The organism is Telluria sp. RT2P19 (assembly GCF_059685725.1).
Map to the genome: position 1 here is coordinate 1 of NZ_JCASIL010000025.1, position 15,984 is coordinate 15,984.

A 15,984-nucleotide genomic window follows, 5' to 3' on the forward strand; every position below is an offset into this window, starting at 1 on the left:
CCGGTCAGGTCGTTGAAGGTGCGTCCGCACTGGCAGCACCGGAACCGTTGCAGATGATTGGCCTGGCCATGGCGGTGGCACCGTTCGCAGGAGCAATCTGGACAGCGGCGCAGTGGAACGCGAATCTCGGCAATGAGCGCGATTATCCGGTCGAGCCCGGCTGCAGGGTGGAGAGCGTCGAGTAGTTGCAGCCGCTGAGGCTGGTTCAACAATGGCAGTTGTGCAACCAGCTTTGCGAACCGGGGCGCCTTCACGATTCACTCCTATGGACGACGATAGGGGTTGGACCGCCGGGCAGCTCAACAGTTCAACGCTCATCCATATTTAACGTGTACATCGCCTAAAAAAACGCCGGCGTCGCCGGCGTTAAATGTCCCCACGGCCGCGGGGACCTGCAGATACCGTCGCGGACCGCCGTTGGCAGCCCGCGCGGCAATCCGTGATTAGAACGAGTGACGCAGGCCGACGGTGAACACCGATGGATCGGCGCCCAGGGCGGTTGCTGGCGGGGTCACGTTGTTCGACGAAGCGTTGATGCCGAACACGCCGCGGCCGTTGTTGCGCAGCTGGGCGTAGGTCGTGTAGATGTTGGTGCGTTTCGACAGCGAGTAGGTGTACGACACCGACACGGTGTTGCCCTTGGCATCGGTGTTGTCCAGCTTCTGCTGCTGGAAGTTCAGGAAGAACTTGTTTGCGCCGACGGCGTACGAAGCGCCGATGTTGGCGTTGGTGTATTCGATGTCGGCAGCCGCGCCGGTGCCTTCGACTTCGGCCTTCATCCAGTTGCCCTTGATTTCGAACGCGCCGAAATTGTAGCCGGCGCCGAACGCCATTTCCGTGTCGTCGTCTTCGGCCAGGCGCTCGATGGTGTGGTAGCCGGCGCCGAGGTACAGGCCGCCGTTCTTGTATTCGAGCGATGCGCCGAGCAGGTCGCCCGACGGATCGACGGTTTTTTCGCCGGTCGAGTAGGCGGCGTTGACGACGAAGCCCGACAGCGAGTTCGATTTGTAGTTGACCGAGTTCGCGAGGCGACGGGTCAGGCGGTTGGTGCCGAAGGCCGACAGGTTCGAGCCGTACAGGCCCTGGCCGTTGATGTCCGAGGCGGCGGCGACGGCCGCGATCGGCGAGTACTCGCGACCCAGGGTCAGGGTACCGAAGTTGCCTTGCAGGCCAACCACGGCGCGGCGGCCGAAGGTCTGGCTGTCGGTGGCGCCGGTGTCGAGCGACACGCCGGCTTCGATGTTGAACATGGCTTTCAGGCCGTTACCGAGATCTTCGGTGCCGCGGAAACCGAGGCGGCTGCTCGACTGGTTGCCCGAGCTGATGGTGGTGCGACGGTCTTCGCCCGGCGCATCGGTGTCTTCCAGGGCGATGGCTGCGTCCATCACGCCGTAGATCTGGACATTGGTCTGGGCTTGGGCGAACAGTGGCAGGGACGACAGCACAGCGGCGGCCAGGAACTTATACTTCATGAAGATCTCCAGTTTGGTTTCGACAAGATGTTGAGTTAGCAAGTCAACTCAGATCGACAGCGATCTTATCGGGCCAATATGTCGAGTTCATGACATCGTGACTATGTTGTTTTTACGCAATAGCCGAACAATATTCTTTACGTTGCCCAACCGTGCAAAACTTCAGACGATGTGACTTGATAACGGCAACACGATATCGATGCGCGTGCCGGGGGATGCATCGCCGGCAATGGTGATGTCGCCATGCATGGCCCAGACCCGTTCGCGCATGCCCACCAGGCCGAGGGACTGGGCTTTTTCCATGTCTTCGGCGCGGATGCCACGGCCGTCGTCCTGGATCGTCACCAGCAGCTTGCCATTGCTGCGGTAGAGGTTGAGCAGCACGTTCTGCGCCCCCGCGTGGCGCGCGATATTGGTCAGCGCCTCTTGCACGATGCGAAATACCGCGGTGCTGGCGGCATTGTCCAGGCGCAGCTCGGCTTCGTCGGCGAGCAGGGCGCAGGCGATGCCGTGGCGCTCGACGAACTCGTCGCGCAAGCCCTGCAGCGCGAAATACAGGCCGCCCTCGTCGAGGGCGCGCGGGCGCAGGTTGGTGGCGATGCGGCGCAGCGAGGTGATGGCGGTGAGCAGGTTGCCTTCCATGCCCGAAATCAGGCGCACGCTGGCGTCCGGCAGGTGGTCGACCCGGGTCAGCAGGGTCAGGTCCATGCGCAGCGAGGCCAGCAACTGACCGAGGTCGTCGTGCAGCTCGCGCGCGATATGGGTGCGTTCTTCTTCGCGGATGCTCTGCAGGGCCGAGGACAACTGGCGCAGCTGGTCGTGCGAGCGCGCCAGCTTTTGCTGCACCAGATGGCGCTCGGAGACATCGCGCAGGATCACCGTAAACACGGGACGGCCATCGTGCTCGACGCTGGAGATCGACCCCTCGACCGGAAACAGCTGGCCACCGCTGCGGATGCCGGTGACGGCGTAGTCGGTGGCGCGCCGGCCGGCGCGGCCGCCGCCGGCCGGAAAATAGTCGAGCGGGGTCAGTGCCTCTGGCGTGGGCGGCTGGATGAAGCGCGACAGCCGCGAGCCCTGCATGGCGCTCACGCTGGAACTGAACATCTGGGCCGCGGCCGGGTTGGCCAGCAGGATGATGGTGTCCTCGTCGACCGACAGGATGGCGTCGCTGGCGCTGTGGACGATACGGCCGCCGTCGATGCCGCGCGCGCCGCGCTGCGGACTGCGGGCCCGGCGCAGGGCGGCCGCCATATTGCCGCTGCAGTGGCCGCCCAGGATGCCGACTACCGGCACGGCCGGGCCGGTGCGGCGACTGCGTGCCCTGCGCTGGAGTCTCATGCGGGATAGGTATAGGGGGAAGGCCGCGGATGCGGCCCGGGTCCTCTACATTACGCCCATGGGTGGAAGCGGGATTTGAGGGGTGACAAGCGGCCGGCGCCGGACCGCCGGAGCGCCCGAGCGCCGGACCGCCGGAGCGCCGGACCGTCACATCTGCTTGAACAGGTGCAGGAAGCTGCGGCTGACTTCGAGTTTTTCTGGACGGCCCTTGACCAGCACCAGGTGACGACCACGGATATCGCGCGTCACGCCTTCGATCGCATTCACGTTGACCAGGGTCGCGCGGTGGATCTGCCAGAACAGCGACGGATCGAGCTCGTCGGCCAGGTCGCGCACCGGCTTGCGGATCAGGGCTTCAAAACCGGCCGTCTGCACGGCGGTGTATTTCTCGTCCGAGCGGAAGAACAGGATTTCCTCGACCGGGATCATGCGCAAGTCCTGGCCGATGCTGGCCTGGATCCATTGCAGGTGCTTTTGCTTGGGCGCGGCGATCTTCTCGGCCAGCTGGGAAAGCATGGCCGAGACGCTGTCGTTGACGCTGCCGGCAACCTGCGGTTTGTCCAGCCGTTCCTTGAGGCGCTCGACCGTGATCTTGAGACGGTCCGGCTCGGTTGGCTTGAGCACATAATCGATCGCGCCGCGTTCGAAGGCCTCCACCGCGTACTGGTCGTAGGCGGTCACGAACACGATCTGGCTCCCGTCGCCGATCTCGCGCGCCGCTTCCATCCCGGTCTTGCCCGGCATGCGGATATCGAGGAAGGTCAGGTCGGGTTGCAGTTCGCCGACCAGTTGCACGGCTTCCTCGCCATTCTTCGCCTCGCCGACGATCTGCAGTTCCGGCCAGGCTTCCTGCAGGCGCATGCGCAGCTGGTCGCGCATCAGTCTTTCGTCATCGGCAATAATCGCGGTAGGCATGGCAGTCTCTTTACAGGGTTTATTATTTAATGATTATTCAATGAAACAGGGACGTAGGCAAGCCGGGCCTTTCATCCTTGTTTCGACAACTGATAGGGCACTTCGATCATCGCGATCACGCCGCTTGGGCTGTTGGCGCCGATGTGCAGGCGGGCGCTGTCGCCGTGCAGCAGCTTGAGGCGGTCGCGGATGGTTTGCAGGCCCAGGCCGGTGCCGTCGCTCGGCACCACGCCGAAGCCGACGCCGTCGTCGGTCACGGTCACGCGCAGCTTGCTGTCGGCCACTTCGGCCACGATCTTGAGCGTGCCGCCTTCGCTCTTGCATTCGAGGCCGTGCTTGATGGCATTCTCGACCATTGACTGCAGCATCATGGGCGGGAAGGCCGCGCTGCGCAGGCCGTCCGGGATCTGCAGGTCGACCGTCAGGCGTTCTTCCATCCGCATCTTGAGCAGGGCCAGGTAGGCCGTCACCATATCCACTTCACGGCCCAGGCCGGTGAGTACGGCGTTGTCGCGCATCTGCGGCAAGACCGCGCGCAGGTACTGGATCAGGCTGCGCTGCATGGCCGAGGCGCGCGGCGGATCGACCCGGATCAGGTGCTCCACCGAAGCCAGCGTGTTGAACAGGAAGTGCGGTTCGACCTGGGCCTGCATCATCTGCATCCTGGTTTCCGACAGCTGGCGCTGCATGGCTTCGCGCTCGGCGGCGGCATTCGCGACCTGCGCCTCGGCATCGGCGCGCTTCTTGCCGCCGACCAGGGCCTTGGTGCCGAACAAGGCCAGCAGGAGCAGCAGCACGAAGTTCATGAACCAGGTCGACGCCTGCTTGTGATAGCGCGACACTTTTTGTTCCGCGGCGTCCTCGACCGCCGCTTCGATGGCATTGGACAGTTCTTCGCCGATTTGGGGCGGCAGCTCGATGTGGACCGAATCGTCGCCCGGATGGATGTTGACGCCCCCGATGGCTGGCGGAGCGGGCGGCAGGGGGGCACGGGGCGCCTCGGGGGCACCGGGATCCGCGGGGCTTGCGGGTTCGGCGGGCGAGGCCGGGCCGGCCGGATCGGCCGTGTTGCCGCGCGCCCGGGTGCGCGGGTTGAAGCGGATGCCGCTTTCGTCGATCAGGATGCTGGCGTCGCTGCGGCGGCCGGCGTCACGCTCGGCGCGGGCAATCTCTTCCTGGGCGGGGCCGTTGAACAGTTCCTCTTGCAAGATGGCGGCGGCGGTCAGGGTCAGGCAGGCGAACAGCAGGAACTTCCACCACGACAGCTGGGTGACCCAGGTCGCCACCGCGTCGAAGGCCCGGTAGAGCCGGGACAGGATGCCGGTCAAATACTGTTGTGTCGAACTACGTGCTTGCATGGCGTCGTCAATCTTGGCTGTTCGTCATGGCCAGCGGGGCGGCGGGCAATGGCGGCCGGGCAGGCCCGGCGTTGGGATGATGCAACTTTAACCCGCCCGGCGCATCAGGGCCAGCCCCCTGCGACAGCCTGCAGATTTGGGGGAATGGACGGTACGCAAGGGCCCGGAATGATTGAACTCAACAGCTATCCATTGGAAACATTGCAAGGTATGACGCTCTGCTCCGATGGGCGCGCCGTGCCGCGACCTGATCACAACCGACGGTGAAAGGGTATGCCGATGTCAGCGCTTCCCAACAAGTTCCGCGCTGCAAGGAACCGATCCGGCGCTGCAAGGAACCGATCCGGGGCTGCGCGCGGGTGGGGGGCAACCTGGTGGTGCCCGACCTGCGCGACGCGCCCCCGATCTATGCCGGCAACCGGTTCATCATCGTTGCCTTGCTCCCCGAAACGAATATCTCGGTCCACGTGCCGTGGGGGCGTGAAGCAGAATATGCCGTGTTCGCCACCGGCATGTCGATCCCCGACCGCACGTCGAAGACCACTCTCGGCGCGCCGATGCTGGAATACGGGGGCGGTAGGCAAGAACACGCCGCCGGCTGCCCGGTGCACGACGAACCGGCGAAGACGTGCTGGGCGCGCGGGTCAGGCGCATCACCAGCGAAGGCTGACTGCTCACGCAGAGTGTTGACGCTGCGCCAGCAAACGGCGCGCGGCGTCGGCCGATAGCGGCTCGCTGAACCACTGGCCCTGCATCTGGTCGCAGCCGTGGTTGCGCAGGAACTCCACCTGCGCCTCGGTCTCGACCGCTTCGCCGACGACCGTGATGTCGAGGTTGCGCCCGATATCGATCAAGGCCTTGGCCAGCGAGCCGCCGCGGCCATGGTTGGCGATATTGTGTACCGCCACCTTCGACAGCTTGACCTGGCGCACCGACAACTGCTGCAGGAAGTGCAAATCCGAGATGCCGCGTCCGAACTGGTCGATCGACAACATGGCGCCGACGTCGCGCAGCTGCGTCGCCAGGTCGCTCCCCAGTCCAGGATTGCGGATCAGGTCGGCCTCGGGGATTTCGATCTCGAGCGTGCCGGGAGGCAGGCCGAAGCGCGCCATGCGCTCGGCGATGCCGGCAATGAAGGTGGGCCGGCTGTATTCGCGATGCGAGACATTGACCGCCACCGGCAGCGCCGTGTAGCCGGCGTGGCGCAGCTCGCGCGCAAAGGCGCAGGCGCGCTCCAGCACCCAGTTGCCGATCTCGACGATCTGTCCGCTTTCCTCGGCCTCGGCCAGGAAGGCCGCCGGCAACAGCACGCCGTTCTCGGGATGGTTCCAGCGCAGCAGCGCTTCGAAGCCGCGCACCTTGCCGCTGCGCGCATCCATGCGCGGCTGGAACAGCAGGAACAACTGCTCGCTTTCGAGCGCGCTCTTCATGCTGCCCGCCAGGGCCGCGCGGGCCTCGCTGGCCGAGCGCATCTCGCTGGAAAAGAAGTGCACGCCGCCGCCATTGCCCTTGGCGCGGTACATGGCCATGTCGGCCGCGCGTACCAGGTCCGCCGGGGTGCGGCCGTCGGGCGGGAAGGCGGCCACGCCGAGGCTGGCGCCGACCGGGATCTCGTTGCGGCCAAAGGCGACCGGCATCACCAGCGCGCGCCGCACCCGTTCGACCATGCGCAGCGTGTAGCGCAGGCTGGGCTGGTCGACCAGGACCATCACGAACTCGTCGCCCGACATGCGCGCCACCGTGTCGCTGTCGCGCACGGCCGCCTGCAGGCGGCGCGCCACCACTTTCAGGACCGCGTCGCCGGCATCGTGGCCGAAGGTATCGTTGATGGTCTTGAAGTTGTCGAGGTCGATCAGCACGGCCGCCACCAGCGTCTGGTGGCGCTGGGCCAGGTGCACGGCGTGGTCGAGCCTGTCCCACAGCAGGGTGCGGTTGGCCAGGCCGGTCAGGCTGTCGTGGTTGACCTCGTGCTCGAGATGGTCGGCGCGCTGCTTGCTGGCCGTGACGTCGACCAGGATGCCGACGAAGTGCGTCACCTGGCCGTTGTCGTCATGGATCGGCGTGATGTGCAGATCGTTCCAGAACAGCTCGCCGTTCTTGCGCAGGTTGCGCAGCACGACGTGGACCGCACGCCGCTCGTGCAGCGCCTGGCGCATGCGGTTGCGCTCGTCGACATCGAGGCCGGGCGCGGCCATGAAGCGGGGATCGCGGCCGATGACCTCGTCGGCCGGGTAGCCGGTAATGCGTTCGAAGGCCGGGTTCACGTATTCGATCGCATGGTCGGGGCCGCCGTTAGCGGTGATGATCACCCCGTTGCTGGCCGCATTCAGGGCCCGCCGGTACAGGTTCAGCTGGCGCTCGCGGGCGCGCCGCTTGGAAATATCGATGCCCATCCCGAACAGGTACTGGCCGCCGTTGCAGTCGATGCGCGCGCCGCGCAGCAGGACCGGGGTCTCGCGGCCGCTACGCGAGACGTAATCGACCTCCATCGCGAGTTCGGTATTGGTGTCGAACAGGCGCCTGGCCTTGTCGCTGAATCCGGCGCGGTCGCGCGCATCGAGCATCTCGAAGGCGTTGGTCGTGGCCAGTTCTTCCGGCATCATTTCGCACACGCGCTCGAGGTTGTGGTTCCACATCAGGATGCGGCCCGCGCGGTCCAGGATGTAGAAGGTGCCTGGCAGCAGGTCGACCACGTCTTTCAGCGCGGTGATGCCGATCCGCTCGCTTTCGGACAGCGTGCAGGCAGCGGGGATGACGGTGACGATGCGGCCGCACGAGGCGCCGCTGGCCTCGAACTGGGCTTCCAAGACGACACTGGCCGTGCGCCGCGCCGGCGCGGGCAGGTCGACATGGACGATGCCGGCGTCGCGCAGGGCAGGCCACGGGGGCGCCCCGAGGAGGCGGGCGGCATCGTGCCCGAGGGCGTCCGCCGCGGCCAGGCCGAACAGCGCAGCGCAGCGGGGGTTCCAGGTAAGGATCTTACCTGTGTCGTCAGCCAGGAAGCTGACCTGCTCGGAGGGGTCGAACGCTGACATGTCGGGCCGCCTTTCTCGCTTCCAAGCGCGCCTTGCCGCGGTGGGCGCTTGCGTGAGGCCAGCTTACACCTGTTCCTGATTTGCTTGGCAAACGTCACGTGGCGTGCGGGACAGGGACGGCCACATGCGCCGTGCTGCGTTCGAGCAGTACATCGATCGATTTTGCCGCCGGGACCTTGCTTTCCTTGGCATGGTGCCACAGCGGGATCAATGGGTTGCATTCAGGGTAGTAGCCGGCGATGCAGCCGGGCGGCACGTCGTAGGGCACGATCTGCAGGCCGTCCACGCGGCGCTCGACGCCGTCGTCGGCCTTGGTCCGCAGCGCCACCAGGTCGCCTTTGGCCAGGCCATGGCGCGCCATGTCGGCCTGGCCCATGAACAACACCATGCGGCTGCCGTGCACGCCGCGGAACCGGTCGTCGTGGCTGTAGATCGTGGTGTTGAACTGGCCGTCGCTGCGGATCGTGAACAGGCGCAGGACCTCGGGCCCGCTTTCCAGGTCTGGATTGCCGCGCAGTTCGTCGGGCGCCGTGAATTCGGCCTTGCCGCTGTCGGTCTTCCAGACCCGTTCGGCGGCGGCGAGCGGCTTGCGAAAGCCGCCTGGCGTCCACATGCGCTGGTTGAAGTCCTTGAAGATCTCGGGGAAGGTCGCTTCGATCGCAGCGCGGATGGTGGCGTAGTCGGCGACCCATGCGTCCCAGTCGACGCGCGGATTCGGGTCGAGCGTGGCCTTGGCGATGCCGGCCACGATGGCGGGCTCGGACAGCAGGGTCGGCGCGGCCGGTTCGGCCATCCCGCGCGAACCGTGCATGCACGAGGTGCTGTCTTCCACCGTGACCGCCTGCGGCCCGGAGCGCTGGCGGTCGATCTCGATCCGGCCCAGGCAGGGCAACAGGTAGGCGGCCTTGCCGTGGATGACGTGGTTGCGATTGAGCTTGGTCGCGACCTGCACCGTCAGCGGCAGTTCGCGCCAGGCCGCTTCCATCAAGGTCGTCTCGGGCACCGCGCGCAGGAAGTTGCCGCCCAGGCCGACGAAGGCGTGCAGTTCATGCGCGAGGATCGCTTCGCAGGCGTCCACGGTGGTCAAGCCCTCGTCGCGCGGCGGCTCGAAGCCATATTGCTCCTTGAGCTTGTCGAGTGGAGCGAGTTCGGGTTTCTCGGTGATGCCGACCGTGCGCTGGCCCTGCACATTGGAGTGGCCGCGCACCGGGCAGATGCCGGCGCCGGGCTTGCCGATATTGCCGCGCAAGAGCAGCAGGTTGACCAGCATGGTCACGTTCTGCACGCCGTTGCGGTGCTGGGTCAGGCCCATGCCATAGACGCCCAGCGCGGCGCCGGCCTTGCAATAGACATCGGCCGCTTGTTCGAGCGCGGCGCGCGCCAGGCCCGCTTCGCGCTCGATCGCGGCCCAGTCGCAGGCGCGTACGGCGCGTTCGAATGCCTCGAAGCCGTTGGTGTGTTCCTGGATGAAGGCGACATCGATCACGCGCTGGTCTCCGCTTGCCTGTGCCGCATCGTCCAGCGCGAAGATGGCCTTGCACATGCCCATGATGGCGGCCGTGTCGCCGCCCGGCCGGATCTGGTGGTACTGGGTGCTGATCACGGTCTCGTGGCCGGTGAGCATCTCGAGTGGCGACTGCGGATTGGTGAAACTCACCAGGCCCCGTTCGCGCAGCGGATTGAAGGTGATGACCGGCACGCCACGCTCGCGCGCTTCCTGTAGCTGGTGCAGCATGCGCGGGCTGTTGACGCCCACGTTCTGACCGAAGAACAGGATGCAGTCGGTGTGCTTGAAGTCGTTCAGCTGCACGGTGCCGACCCCGACCCCGATGGTTTTCTGCAGGCCGACCGAGGTGCTTTCGTGGCACATATTCGAACTGTCAGGCAGGTTGTTGTTGCCGTACATGCGCGCCAGCAGCTGGTACATATACGAGGTTTCCAGCGAGGCGCGGCCGGAGGCGTAGAACACCACCTTCTTGCGATCGAGGGGACGCAGGGCGGCGCCGATCTCGGCGAAGGCCGTCTCCCAGTCGACCGGGCGGTACTTGTCGCTGGCGGCATCGTAGCGCAGCGGCACCGTCAGGCGGCCGTGGTCTTCCAGGTCATGGTCGCTCCAGAGCTCCAGCTCGGTAAGCGTGTGGCGGTCGAAGAAATCCGGGCCGATGGTCTTGCTCGTGGTTTCCCAGGCCGTGGCCTTGGCGCCGCTGGAACAGAATTCGAACGGATGCGGGTCGGCCGGCTTGGCCCAGGCGCAGCTGACGCAGGCGTAACCGTCCGGCTTGTTCTGCTTGAGCAGCAGGCGCGTATCCTTCAGCACCACATTCTGCCCGCCCAGGGCTTGCGTCACGTCGCTGACCGAGCCCCAGCCGCCGGCTGGCATGGTGGCGCGTTCGATGCGGACAGGTTTCTCTGGCTGGCTCATCTGATCCTCCGTGCTGGTGAAGGTCTACCGTAGCGTCCACATCCGCCACATCTCGGTGCGACCGCGCACATTGAGCGGCAATCTTGAACGATGACGGGTCATTCCAAGGGCAACACGGCGCCGCCGGGGCCTTATCCTACCGATGCTGGCTGTCAGCAACTATCATTCTAGTAACGATAATTAATTTTATTAATGGATTGCTCGTCCATGAGATTCCTATCTGCATGGGAAACAATTCTTTTGACAATGAACTTGCTTGCCTTGCGCAAGGCGCCTGGCCCTATGCCTACTGTTCGGCGTCATCGACAGTTACGCGATGACAGCGCCAAGGAATCGGCGCAGCCTACCCGGATCGCATTGCATCGGGATGGGCGTAAAGGCAATATCGAAGGTTTGTACATCTGAAAGGATCTTCGTGCGCATTGTCGCCCATCGCATCTTCCTTGCCTTCGCCCTGGCGTCGGCCCTGGCCGCCAGCTTGCCCGCCACCGGCGCCGAGCGGAAGGAGGCTTTCCACTTCACGGGCTGGAGCCTGGACCGCGTGACGCTGCCGGCCGACGAGGGACCGCCGCTCAGCTACTACCTGTCCAGGCCCAAGGCAAAAGCGCCGCTGGTGTTGTTCATCCAGGGGTCGGGGTGTACGCCGCCCTTCAGCGGGCTGGGTACCGACCAGCGCAGTTCCGCCATCTTCAACTGGGTGCCGCTTGCCGCCAGCGGACGCTATGCCGTCATGGCGGTGGACAAGCCGCACCAACCCGCCCAGCAGGACGGTGAAGCGGGCAGCGCTGCCGGCTGCGGCGACGCATTCAATCGCTATTTTTCCTACGATACCTGGCTGGCCACCTTGCGCCGGGCCCTGCGCCACGCGCTGGTTCAGCCGCAAGTCGATGCCGGCCGGGTGCTGGTGATCGGGATGTCGGAAGGCGGTGCGTTGGCGGCTGGACTTGCGCGCGCGGTGCCCGAGGTTGGCGCCGTGGCGCTGAGCGGCGCGTCGGGCACGACCCAGTTGTACGACTTCGTCGCCCGCATCCACGGGGGCAGCGGGAGCGACGCCGACAAGGCGCGTGAGCTGGCCGTGCTCGACGCCACGGTCGCGGACATCCTGGCCGATCCCGCCAGCGGCAGCAAGTTCGCCTGGGGGCATCCGTATCGGCGCTGGAGCAGTTTCTTTGCGCAGTCGGCCGGCGACAATCTGCTGCAGGCGCGCGCACGCGTCTACATCGTCAGTGGCATGCAGGATCGCAGCACGCCGATCCTGTCGACCGAGGTGATGGTGGCGCAATTGCGCGGGCAGGGCAGGGATGTGACGGTCAAGCGCGTGCCCACGGCTGACCACGACCTGGTGCCGGCGAGCGGGGGCTTGCCCGAGGTGCAGGGAGAGCATGACGCGATCATGCGCTGGTTCGAACGGCGCTGATCGAGGCGATGACGAACGTCGGCCCCATCCCGGGTCGACGTGCTGGTTGCCGCTGGGCTGACAGCGCCATTGCCCGGCCCAATAACAAGAAAAGCCACGGCGCACCGTGGCTTTCGCTGATATCACAGGCGCTTACGCGGCCGCCACTTCCTGCTTCACCGGCAGCGCGATCTCGTTGTTCACGCTGAACTGGTAATCCTTGAACACGTGCTCGGCGCTCAGGATCTGGTAGTTGCCATCCGCCAGCAAATGCGTGGTGTCCTTCAGGCGGTACGTATAGTGGCCGCACGTCCAGCAGTTGAAGTTGCGCATATGCGTGCACAGGCAGGTCTTGTCCATCACCGAGACCTTCTTCTGGTCTGGATTGGCCTGCACCTCGCGGTTATACGAGTTGATGTAGGCGCAGTTGCCGGTGGCGTCGAGCAGGTAGCCGTAGGATTCGCAGCCCGGGCGGATGCCCGAGCCGATCGCCGGCGTGTTCTTGAGCATGCGCATCGGATAGCCGGTCGGCGAGACGCCGTTGACTTCGATGTCTTCCTCGCTGGCGCGGAAGTATTCCTGCTTGACGCTGTCCGGCAGGCCGCACTCATGGGTCACGGTGAAGCGGGTCGCCACCTGCACGCCGGCCGCGCCTTTTTCCATGAAGCCGGCCGCATCCGAACCCGTGAACACGCCACCGGCTGCGATCACCGGGATGCCCAGCTGCTCGGCCTGCATGAAGGCGTGGATCTCGTCCATGATCGTGTGCAGGTCATATTGCTTCCAGTCATCCAGGCCAAAGCCCAGGTGGCCGCCGGCCAGCGGGCCTTCGACGATGACGAAGTCCGGCTTGCGGTCCAGCCGCGAGACTTTTTTCAGGAACAGTTGCAGCGCACGTACCGACGACACGATGATGCCCAGGTGAGCATCGCGGAAACGCGGATGGTCCTTGATCAGCTCGAACGAACCCAGGTGCAGGCCGGCCGACAGGGTGATACCGTCGATGCCGGCGTCCAGCGCGGCGCCCAGGCGCACGCGCAGGGTTTCCTTCGGCGCGTTCATGGTCAGCTTTTCCATGCAATTGACGTAGATAAGGCCATCGCCTTTCTTCGCTTCCATGGTCGAACCGACATGGCGACGGGTCGCCTCGGCCAGGTGGTCCAGGTCGAACTGGACCACCGCCTTGTTCATATTGTTGATATTGAACTTGTAGGTCTTCGTCTTGTCTTTAACGAAGGTGGTGTCGAACTTGCGGTCGGACACGTCTTGCGACATGGCGTCGGAGATATGACCGATACCGCCGAGGCGGGCCGCTTCGAGAGCCAGCTCGGACGTCGAAATGTCTACGCCCATTCCGCCGATCATGATGGGCACATATTCCTTGTTGCCCATGCGTAGGCGGAAATCATCAACACGTTTCATTGCTATCCTTAGACTACCTGATTTGCCTGGGGTCGCGCCGATGCGCAGCGTCATGTGACACAACAACGCGTGCGCGTTTCGCACGGCGCCATTTTACTCCAAGCGGGGCAAGGCGCCGCGGAACCTCGTCCGCCCGTGCCTTGCCTTCCAAGCCGGTCGGCCCGGCCACATGCGACTCAGTGGTAAAAAATCAGTCGCGGAAATTATTGAACGCCAGCGGCAGGTCTTGCACGTCCTTGCGCAGCATCGCCATCGCGGTCTGCAGATCGTCGCGCTTGGCACCAGTAACGCGCACCGACTCGCCCTGGATGCTGGCTTGCACCTTCATTTTGCTTTCCTTGATCAGCTTGGTGATCTTTTTCGCGTCTTCGGTCTCGATGCCGTTGCGCACCTTGATCACTTGCTTGACCTTGTCGCCGCCGATCTTCTCGACCTTGCCTTCGTCCAGGAAGCGCACGTCGACCTTGCGTTTCGACATCTTGTTGATGAGCACGTCCTTGACCTGGCCGAGCTGGAAATCGGAATCGGCGAGCAGGGTCAGTTCGCGCTCTTTTTGTTCGACATTGGCCGAGCTGCCCTTGAAGTCGAAGCGGGTCGTGATCTCTTTGTTCGATTGCTCGACCGCGTTCTTGACTTCGACCATGTCTGCTTCGCAGACGACATCAAACGATGGCATGGAGTGTCCTTTATTGATAAAGCTTCTAGATTAACCCCTCTATTTTAGCGGACAACGGGCCCAATCGCGACCGTTTTGCCTGCCTGGAAAGGTCAGAATGCGTGAACCACTATAATGAAACGATATTTTCATCCTTCCACGACATGCAACCAGACCTGCCCATCGTCCACGACCAGCCGCTCGCCGCGCTCAATACCTTCCGCATTCCCGCCGTGGCGCGTCGATACCTGCGCGTCACCGGCGCCGCGCAACTGGCGGCGGTGCGCGCCGATCCCGCCCTGGCCACCTTGCCGCGCCTGGTCCTGGGCGGCGGCAGCAACCTGCTGTTTACGCGCGACTTCGACGGCCTGGTGCTGCACATGGCAGGCCAGGGGCGCGCCGTCCTGGGCGAGCATGACGGCAAGATCCTGGTACGGGCCCAGGCCGGCGAGAACTGGCACGCGTTCGTCCAGTACACGCTGGAGCAGGGGCTGGGCGGGTTGGAAAACCTGTCCCTGATCCCCGGCACGGTGGGCGCCGCGCCTATCCAGAACGTGGGGGCGTATGGCGTAGAAACCAAGGATGTGTTCCACAGCCTGAGCGCTTTCGACATGGCCAGTGGCGCGCTGCTTACCCTGGACGCCGCCGCCTGCCGCTTCGGCTACCGCGACAGCATCTTCAAGCACCCCGACGGCCGTGATCTCATCGTGCTGGACGTGACTTTCGCCCTGCCGGCGGCCTGGCGCCCGAACCTGCGCTACGCCGAACTGGCCAACGCCGTCCAGGAGGCCGGCCTGGCGGCGCCCACGCCGCGCGACGTCGGCCAACTGGTCGAGGCGATCCGTCGCCGCAAGCTGCCCGACCCGCTCGAGATCGGCAATGCCGGCAGCTTCTTCAAGAACCCGGTCGTCTCCGGCGCAGACTGCCGGCGCCTGCTGGAGATGTACCCGAACCTCGTCCACCATGCCCAGCCCGACGGCAGCGAGAAGCTGGCGGCAGGCTGGCTGATCGACCAGTGCGGCTGGAAGGGACGCCATATCGGCCCGGCCGGTGTCTATCACAAGCAGGCGCTGGTGCTGGTCAATCTGGGAAATGCGCTCGGCGCCGATGTGGTGCGCCTGGCCCAGGCGATCCAGTCCGACGTGGCGGCCCGCTATGGTGTGGCGCTCGAACCCGAACCCGTATTCATTTGAGGCATCCAGGATGAAGAAAGCTGTCGTCACCGGCCACACGCGCGGCCTCGGCGCCGCGGTCGCGGCCGAACTGCAGGCACGCGGCATCGCCGTGCTGGGCCTCGCGCGCGGACGCTCGGCGCTGGCCGGCATCGCGCAGCACGAAGTCGACATGGCCGAGCCTGGCGCCTTGCAGGCCTGGCTCGCGGGCGACGCGCTGCGCGACTTTCTGCAGGATGCAGATGATGCCTTCCTGGTCAACAATGCCGGGGTGGTCACGCCGGTCGGGCCGCTCGCCGCGCAAGACCCGGCGCAGGTGCTGCGCGCCGTCGCGCTCAACGTCGGCGCGCCGCTGGCGCTGGCCGCCGCCTTCGTGCGGGCCGCGCCGACATCCCGGCGGCGCATCCTGCATGTCTCGAGCGGAGCGGCGCGCAATGCCTATCCCGGCTGGGCCGTGTACTGCGCCACCAAGGCCGCGCTCGACCAGCATGCACGCGCGGTACTGATCGATGGTGATATCGACGTGCGCGCCTGCAGCCTGGCGCCGGGCGTGATCGACACCGATATGCAGGCCGCCATCCGCGCCACCCCGGATGCCGACTTCCCGATGCGTGAGCGTTTCGTCGCGCTGAAGGACGGCGGTGCGCTCGATACGCCCGAGGACTGCGCGCGCAAGCTGGTCGACTACCTGCTGGCGCGGGGCTTCGGCAGCGAACCGGTGGACGATTTGCGCAACTGACCGACGCCTGTTGACAGGTATGCGACAATTGTCGCATTATTGCGTCAATAGTCGCAC

Annotated in this window: 13 protein-coding genes; 4 read left to right on the forward strand and 9 right to left on the reverse strand. The window is 65.2% G+C overall.

What is annotated here, in order from left to right; all coding sequences use genetic code 11:
- The 5 genes from AC56KW_RS23210 to AC56KW_RS23230 form a co-directional block, all read right to left on the reverse strand.
- On the reverse strand, positions 1-254 hold a 254-nt coding region (locus tag AC56KW_RS23210; RefSeq protein ID WP_497172995.1), incomplete at its 3' end, for a transposase.
- Between the two features lie 189 nt (positions 255-443).
- Positions 444-1,472, reverse strand: coding sequence for a porin (locus tag AC56KW_RS23215; RefSeq protein WP_497172996.1), 1,029 nt, complete (start codon positions 1,470-1,472; stop codon positions 444-446).
- Between the two features lie 162 nt (positions 1,473-1,634).
- Positions 1,635-2,813, reverse strand: coding sequence for a PAS domain-containing sensor histidine kinase (locus AC56KW_RS23220; RefSeq protein WP_497172997.1), 1,179 nt, complete (start codon positions 2,811-2,813; stop codon positions 1,635-1,637).
- 147 nt (positions 2,814-2,960) lie between these two features.
- Positions 2,961-3,728: a LytR/AlgR family response regulator transcription factor gene (locus AC56KW_RS23225; RefSeq protein WP_497172998.1), complete on the reverse strand. Its 768-nt coding sequence runs from the start codon at positions 3,726-3,728 to the stop codon at positions 2,961-2,963.
- A gap of 71 nt (positions 3,729-3,799) precedes the next feature.
- A complete protein-coding gene (locus AC56KW_RS23230; protein ID WP_497172999.1) occupies positions 3,800-5,086 on the reverse strand; it encodes a sensor histidine kinase in 1,287 nt (428 codons plus the stop codon).
- 263 nt (positions 5,087-5,349) lie between these two features.
- On the opposite strand from AC56KW_RS23230, the gene AC56KW_RS23235 reads away from it, so the two are divergent.
- The gene (locus AC56KW_RS23235; RefSeq protein ID WP_497173000.1) at positions 5,350-5,814 is read left to right on the forward strand and encodes a hypothetical protein; all 465 of its coding nucleotides are present in this window, start codon (positions 5,350-5,352) and stop codon (positions 5,812-5,814) included.
- On the opposite strand, the gene AC56KW_RS23240 is transcribed toward AC56KW_RS23235, so the two are convergent.
- Positions 5,761-8,121 (reverse strand): putative bifunctional diguanylate cyclase/phosphodiesterase, encoded by a 2,361-nt coding sequence (locus AC56KW_RS23240; protein ID WP_497173001.1) that lies wholly within the window; start codon positions 8,119-8,121, stop codon positions 5,761-5,763. The two genes, AC56KW_RS23235 and AC56KW_RS23240, sit on opposite strands and share 54 nt — an antisense overlap.
- Before the next feature lie 94 nt (positions 8,122-8,215).
- On the reverse strand, positions 8,216-10,543 hold the full coding sequence (locus AC56KW_RS23245; RefSeq protein ID WP_497173002.1) for an FdhF/YdeP family oxidoreductase: 2,328 nt from the start codon (positions 10,541-10,543) through the stop codon (positions 8,216-8,218).
- Between the two features lie 415 nt (positions 10,544-10,958).
- On the opposite strand from AC56KW_RS23245, the gene AC56KW_RS23250 reads away from it, so the two are divergent.
- Positions 10,959-11,960 (forward strand): alpha/beta hydrolase family protein, encoded by a 1,002-nt coding sequence (locus tag AC56KW_RS23250; protein ID WP_497173003.1) that lies wholly within the window; start codon positions 10,959-10,961, stop codon positions 11,958-11,960.
- 132 nt (positions 11,961-12,092) lie between these two features.
- On the opposite strand, the gene AC56KW_RS23255 is transcribed toward AC56KW_RS23250, so the two are convergent.
- Together AC56KW_RS23255 and AC56KW_RS23260 are read right to left on the reverse strand one after the other, a co-directional pair.
- Entirely contained in the window at positions 12,093-13,361 is a 1,269-nt protein-coding gene (locus AC56KW_RS23255; protein ID WP_497173004.1) for a nitronate monooxygenase, read from the reverse strand.
- A 190-nt stretch (positions 13,362-13,551) separates the two neighbouring features.
- Positions 13,552-14,037, reverse strand: a complete 486-nt coding sequence (locus AC56KW_RS23260) for a YajQ family cyclic di-GMP-binding protein (protein ID WP_208280298.1) — start codon at positions 14,035-14,037, stop codon at positions 13,552-13,554.
- 143 nt (positions 14,038-14,180) lie between these two features.
- Here AC56KW_RS23260 and murB point away from each other — a divergent pair, with 143 nt between their 5' ends.
- Together murB and AC56KW_RS23270 are read left to right on the forward strand one after the other, a co-directional pair.
- On the forward strand, positions 14,181-15,209 hold the full coding sequence (murB, locus tag AC56KW_RS23265) for a UDP-N-acetylmuramate dehydrogenase (protein WP_497173060.1): 1,029 nt from the start codon (positions 14,181-14,183) through the stop codon (positions 15,207-15,209).
- 10 nt (positions 15,210-15,219) lie between these two features.
- Positions 15,220-15,927: an SDR family oxidoreductase gene (locus AC56KW_RS23270; protein ID WP_497173005.1), complete on the forward strand. Its 708-nt coding sequence runs from the start codon at positions 15,220-15,222 to the stop codon at positions 15,925-15,927.
- Positions 15,928-15,984: the final 57 nt, after the last annotated feature.

What these genes read in the sequence shown, in the direction of transcription:
- AC56KW_RS23215 (WP_497172996.1), bottom strand. Translation starts at nt 1,472, where the DNA reads ATGAAGTATAAGTTCCTGGCCGCCGCTGTGCTGTCGTCCCTGCCACTG.
- AC56KW_RS23220 (WP_497172997.1), bottom strand. Translation starts at nt 2,813, where the DNA reads ATGAGACTCCAGCGCAGGGCACGCAGTCGCCGCACCGGCCCGGCCGTG.
- AC56KW_RS23225 (WP_497172998.1), bottom strand. Translation starts at nt 3,728, where the DNA reads ATGCCTACCGCGATTATTGCCGATGACGAAAGACTGATGCGCGACCAG.
- AC56KW_RS23230 (WP_497172999.1), bottom strand. Translation starts at nt 5,086, where the DNA reads ATGCAAGCACGTAGTTCGACACAACAGTATTTGACCGGCATCCTGTCC.
- AC56KW_RS23240 (WP_497173001.1), bottom strand. Translation starts at nt 8,121, where the DNA reads ATGTCAGCGTTCGACCCCTCCGAGCAGGTCAGCTTCCTGGCTGACGAC.
- AC56KW_RS23245 (WP_497173002.1), bottom strand. Translation starts at nt 10,543, where the DNA reads ATGAGCCAGCCAGAGAAACCTGTCCGCATCGAACGCGCCACCATGCCA.
- AC56KW_RS23255 (WP_497173004.1), bottom strand. Translation starts at nt 13,361, where the DNA reads ATGAAACGTGTTGATGATTTCCGCCTACGCATGGGCAACAAGGAATAT.
- AC56KW_RS23260 (WP_208280298.1), bottom strand. Translation starts at nt 14,037, where the DNA reads ATGCCATCGTTTGATGTCGTCTGCGAAGCAGACATGGTCGAAGTCAAG.
- murB (WP_497173060.1), top strand. Translation starts at nt 14,181, where the DNA reads ATGCAACCAGACCTGCCCATCGTCCACGACCAGCCGCTCGCCGCGCTC.
- AC56KW_RS23270 (WP_497173005.1), top strand. Translation starts at nt 15,220, where the DNA reads ATGAAGAAAGCTGTCGTCACCGGCCACACGCGCGGCCTCGGCGCCGCG.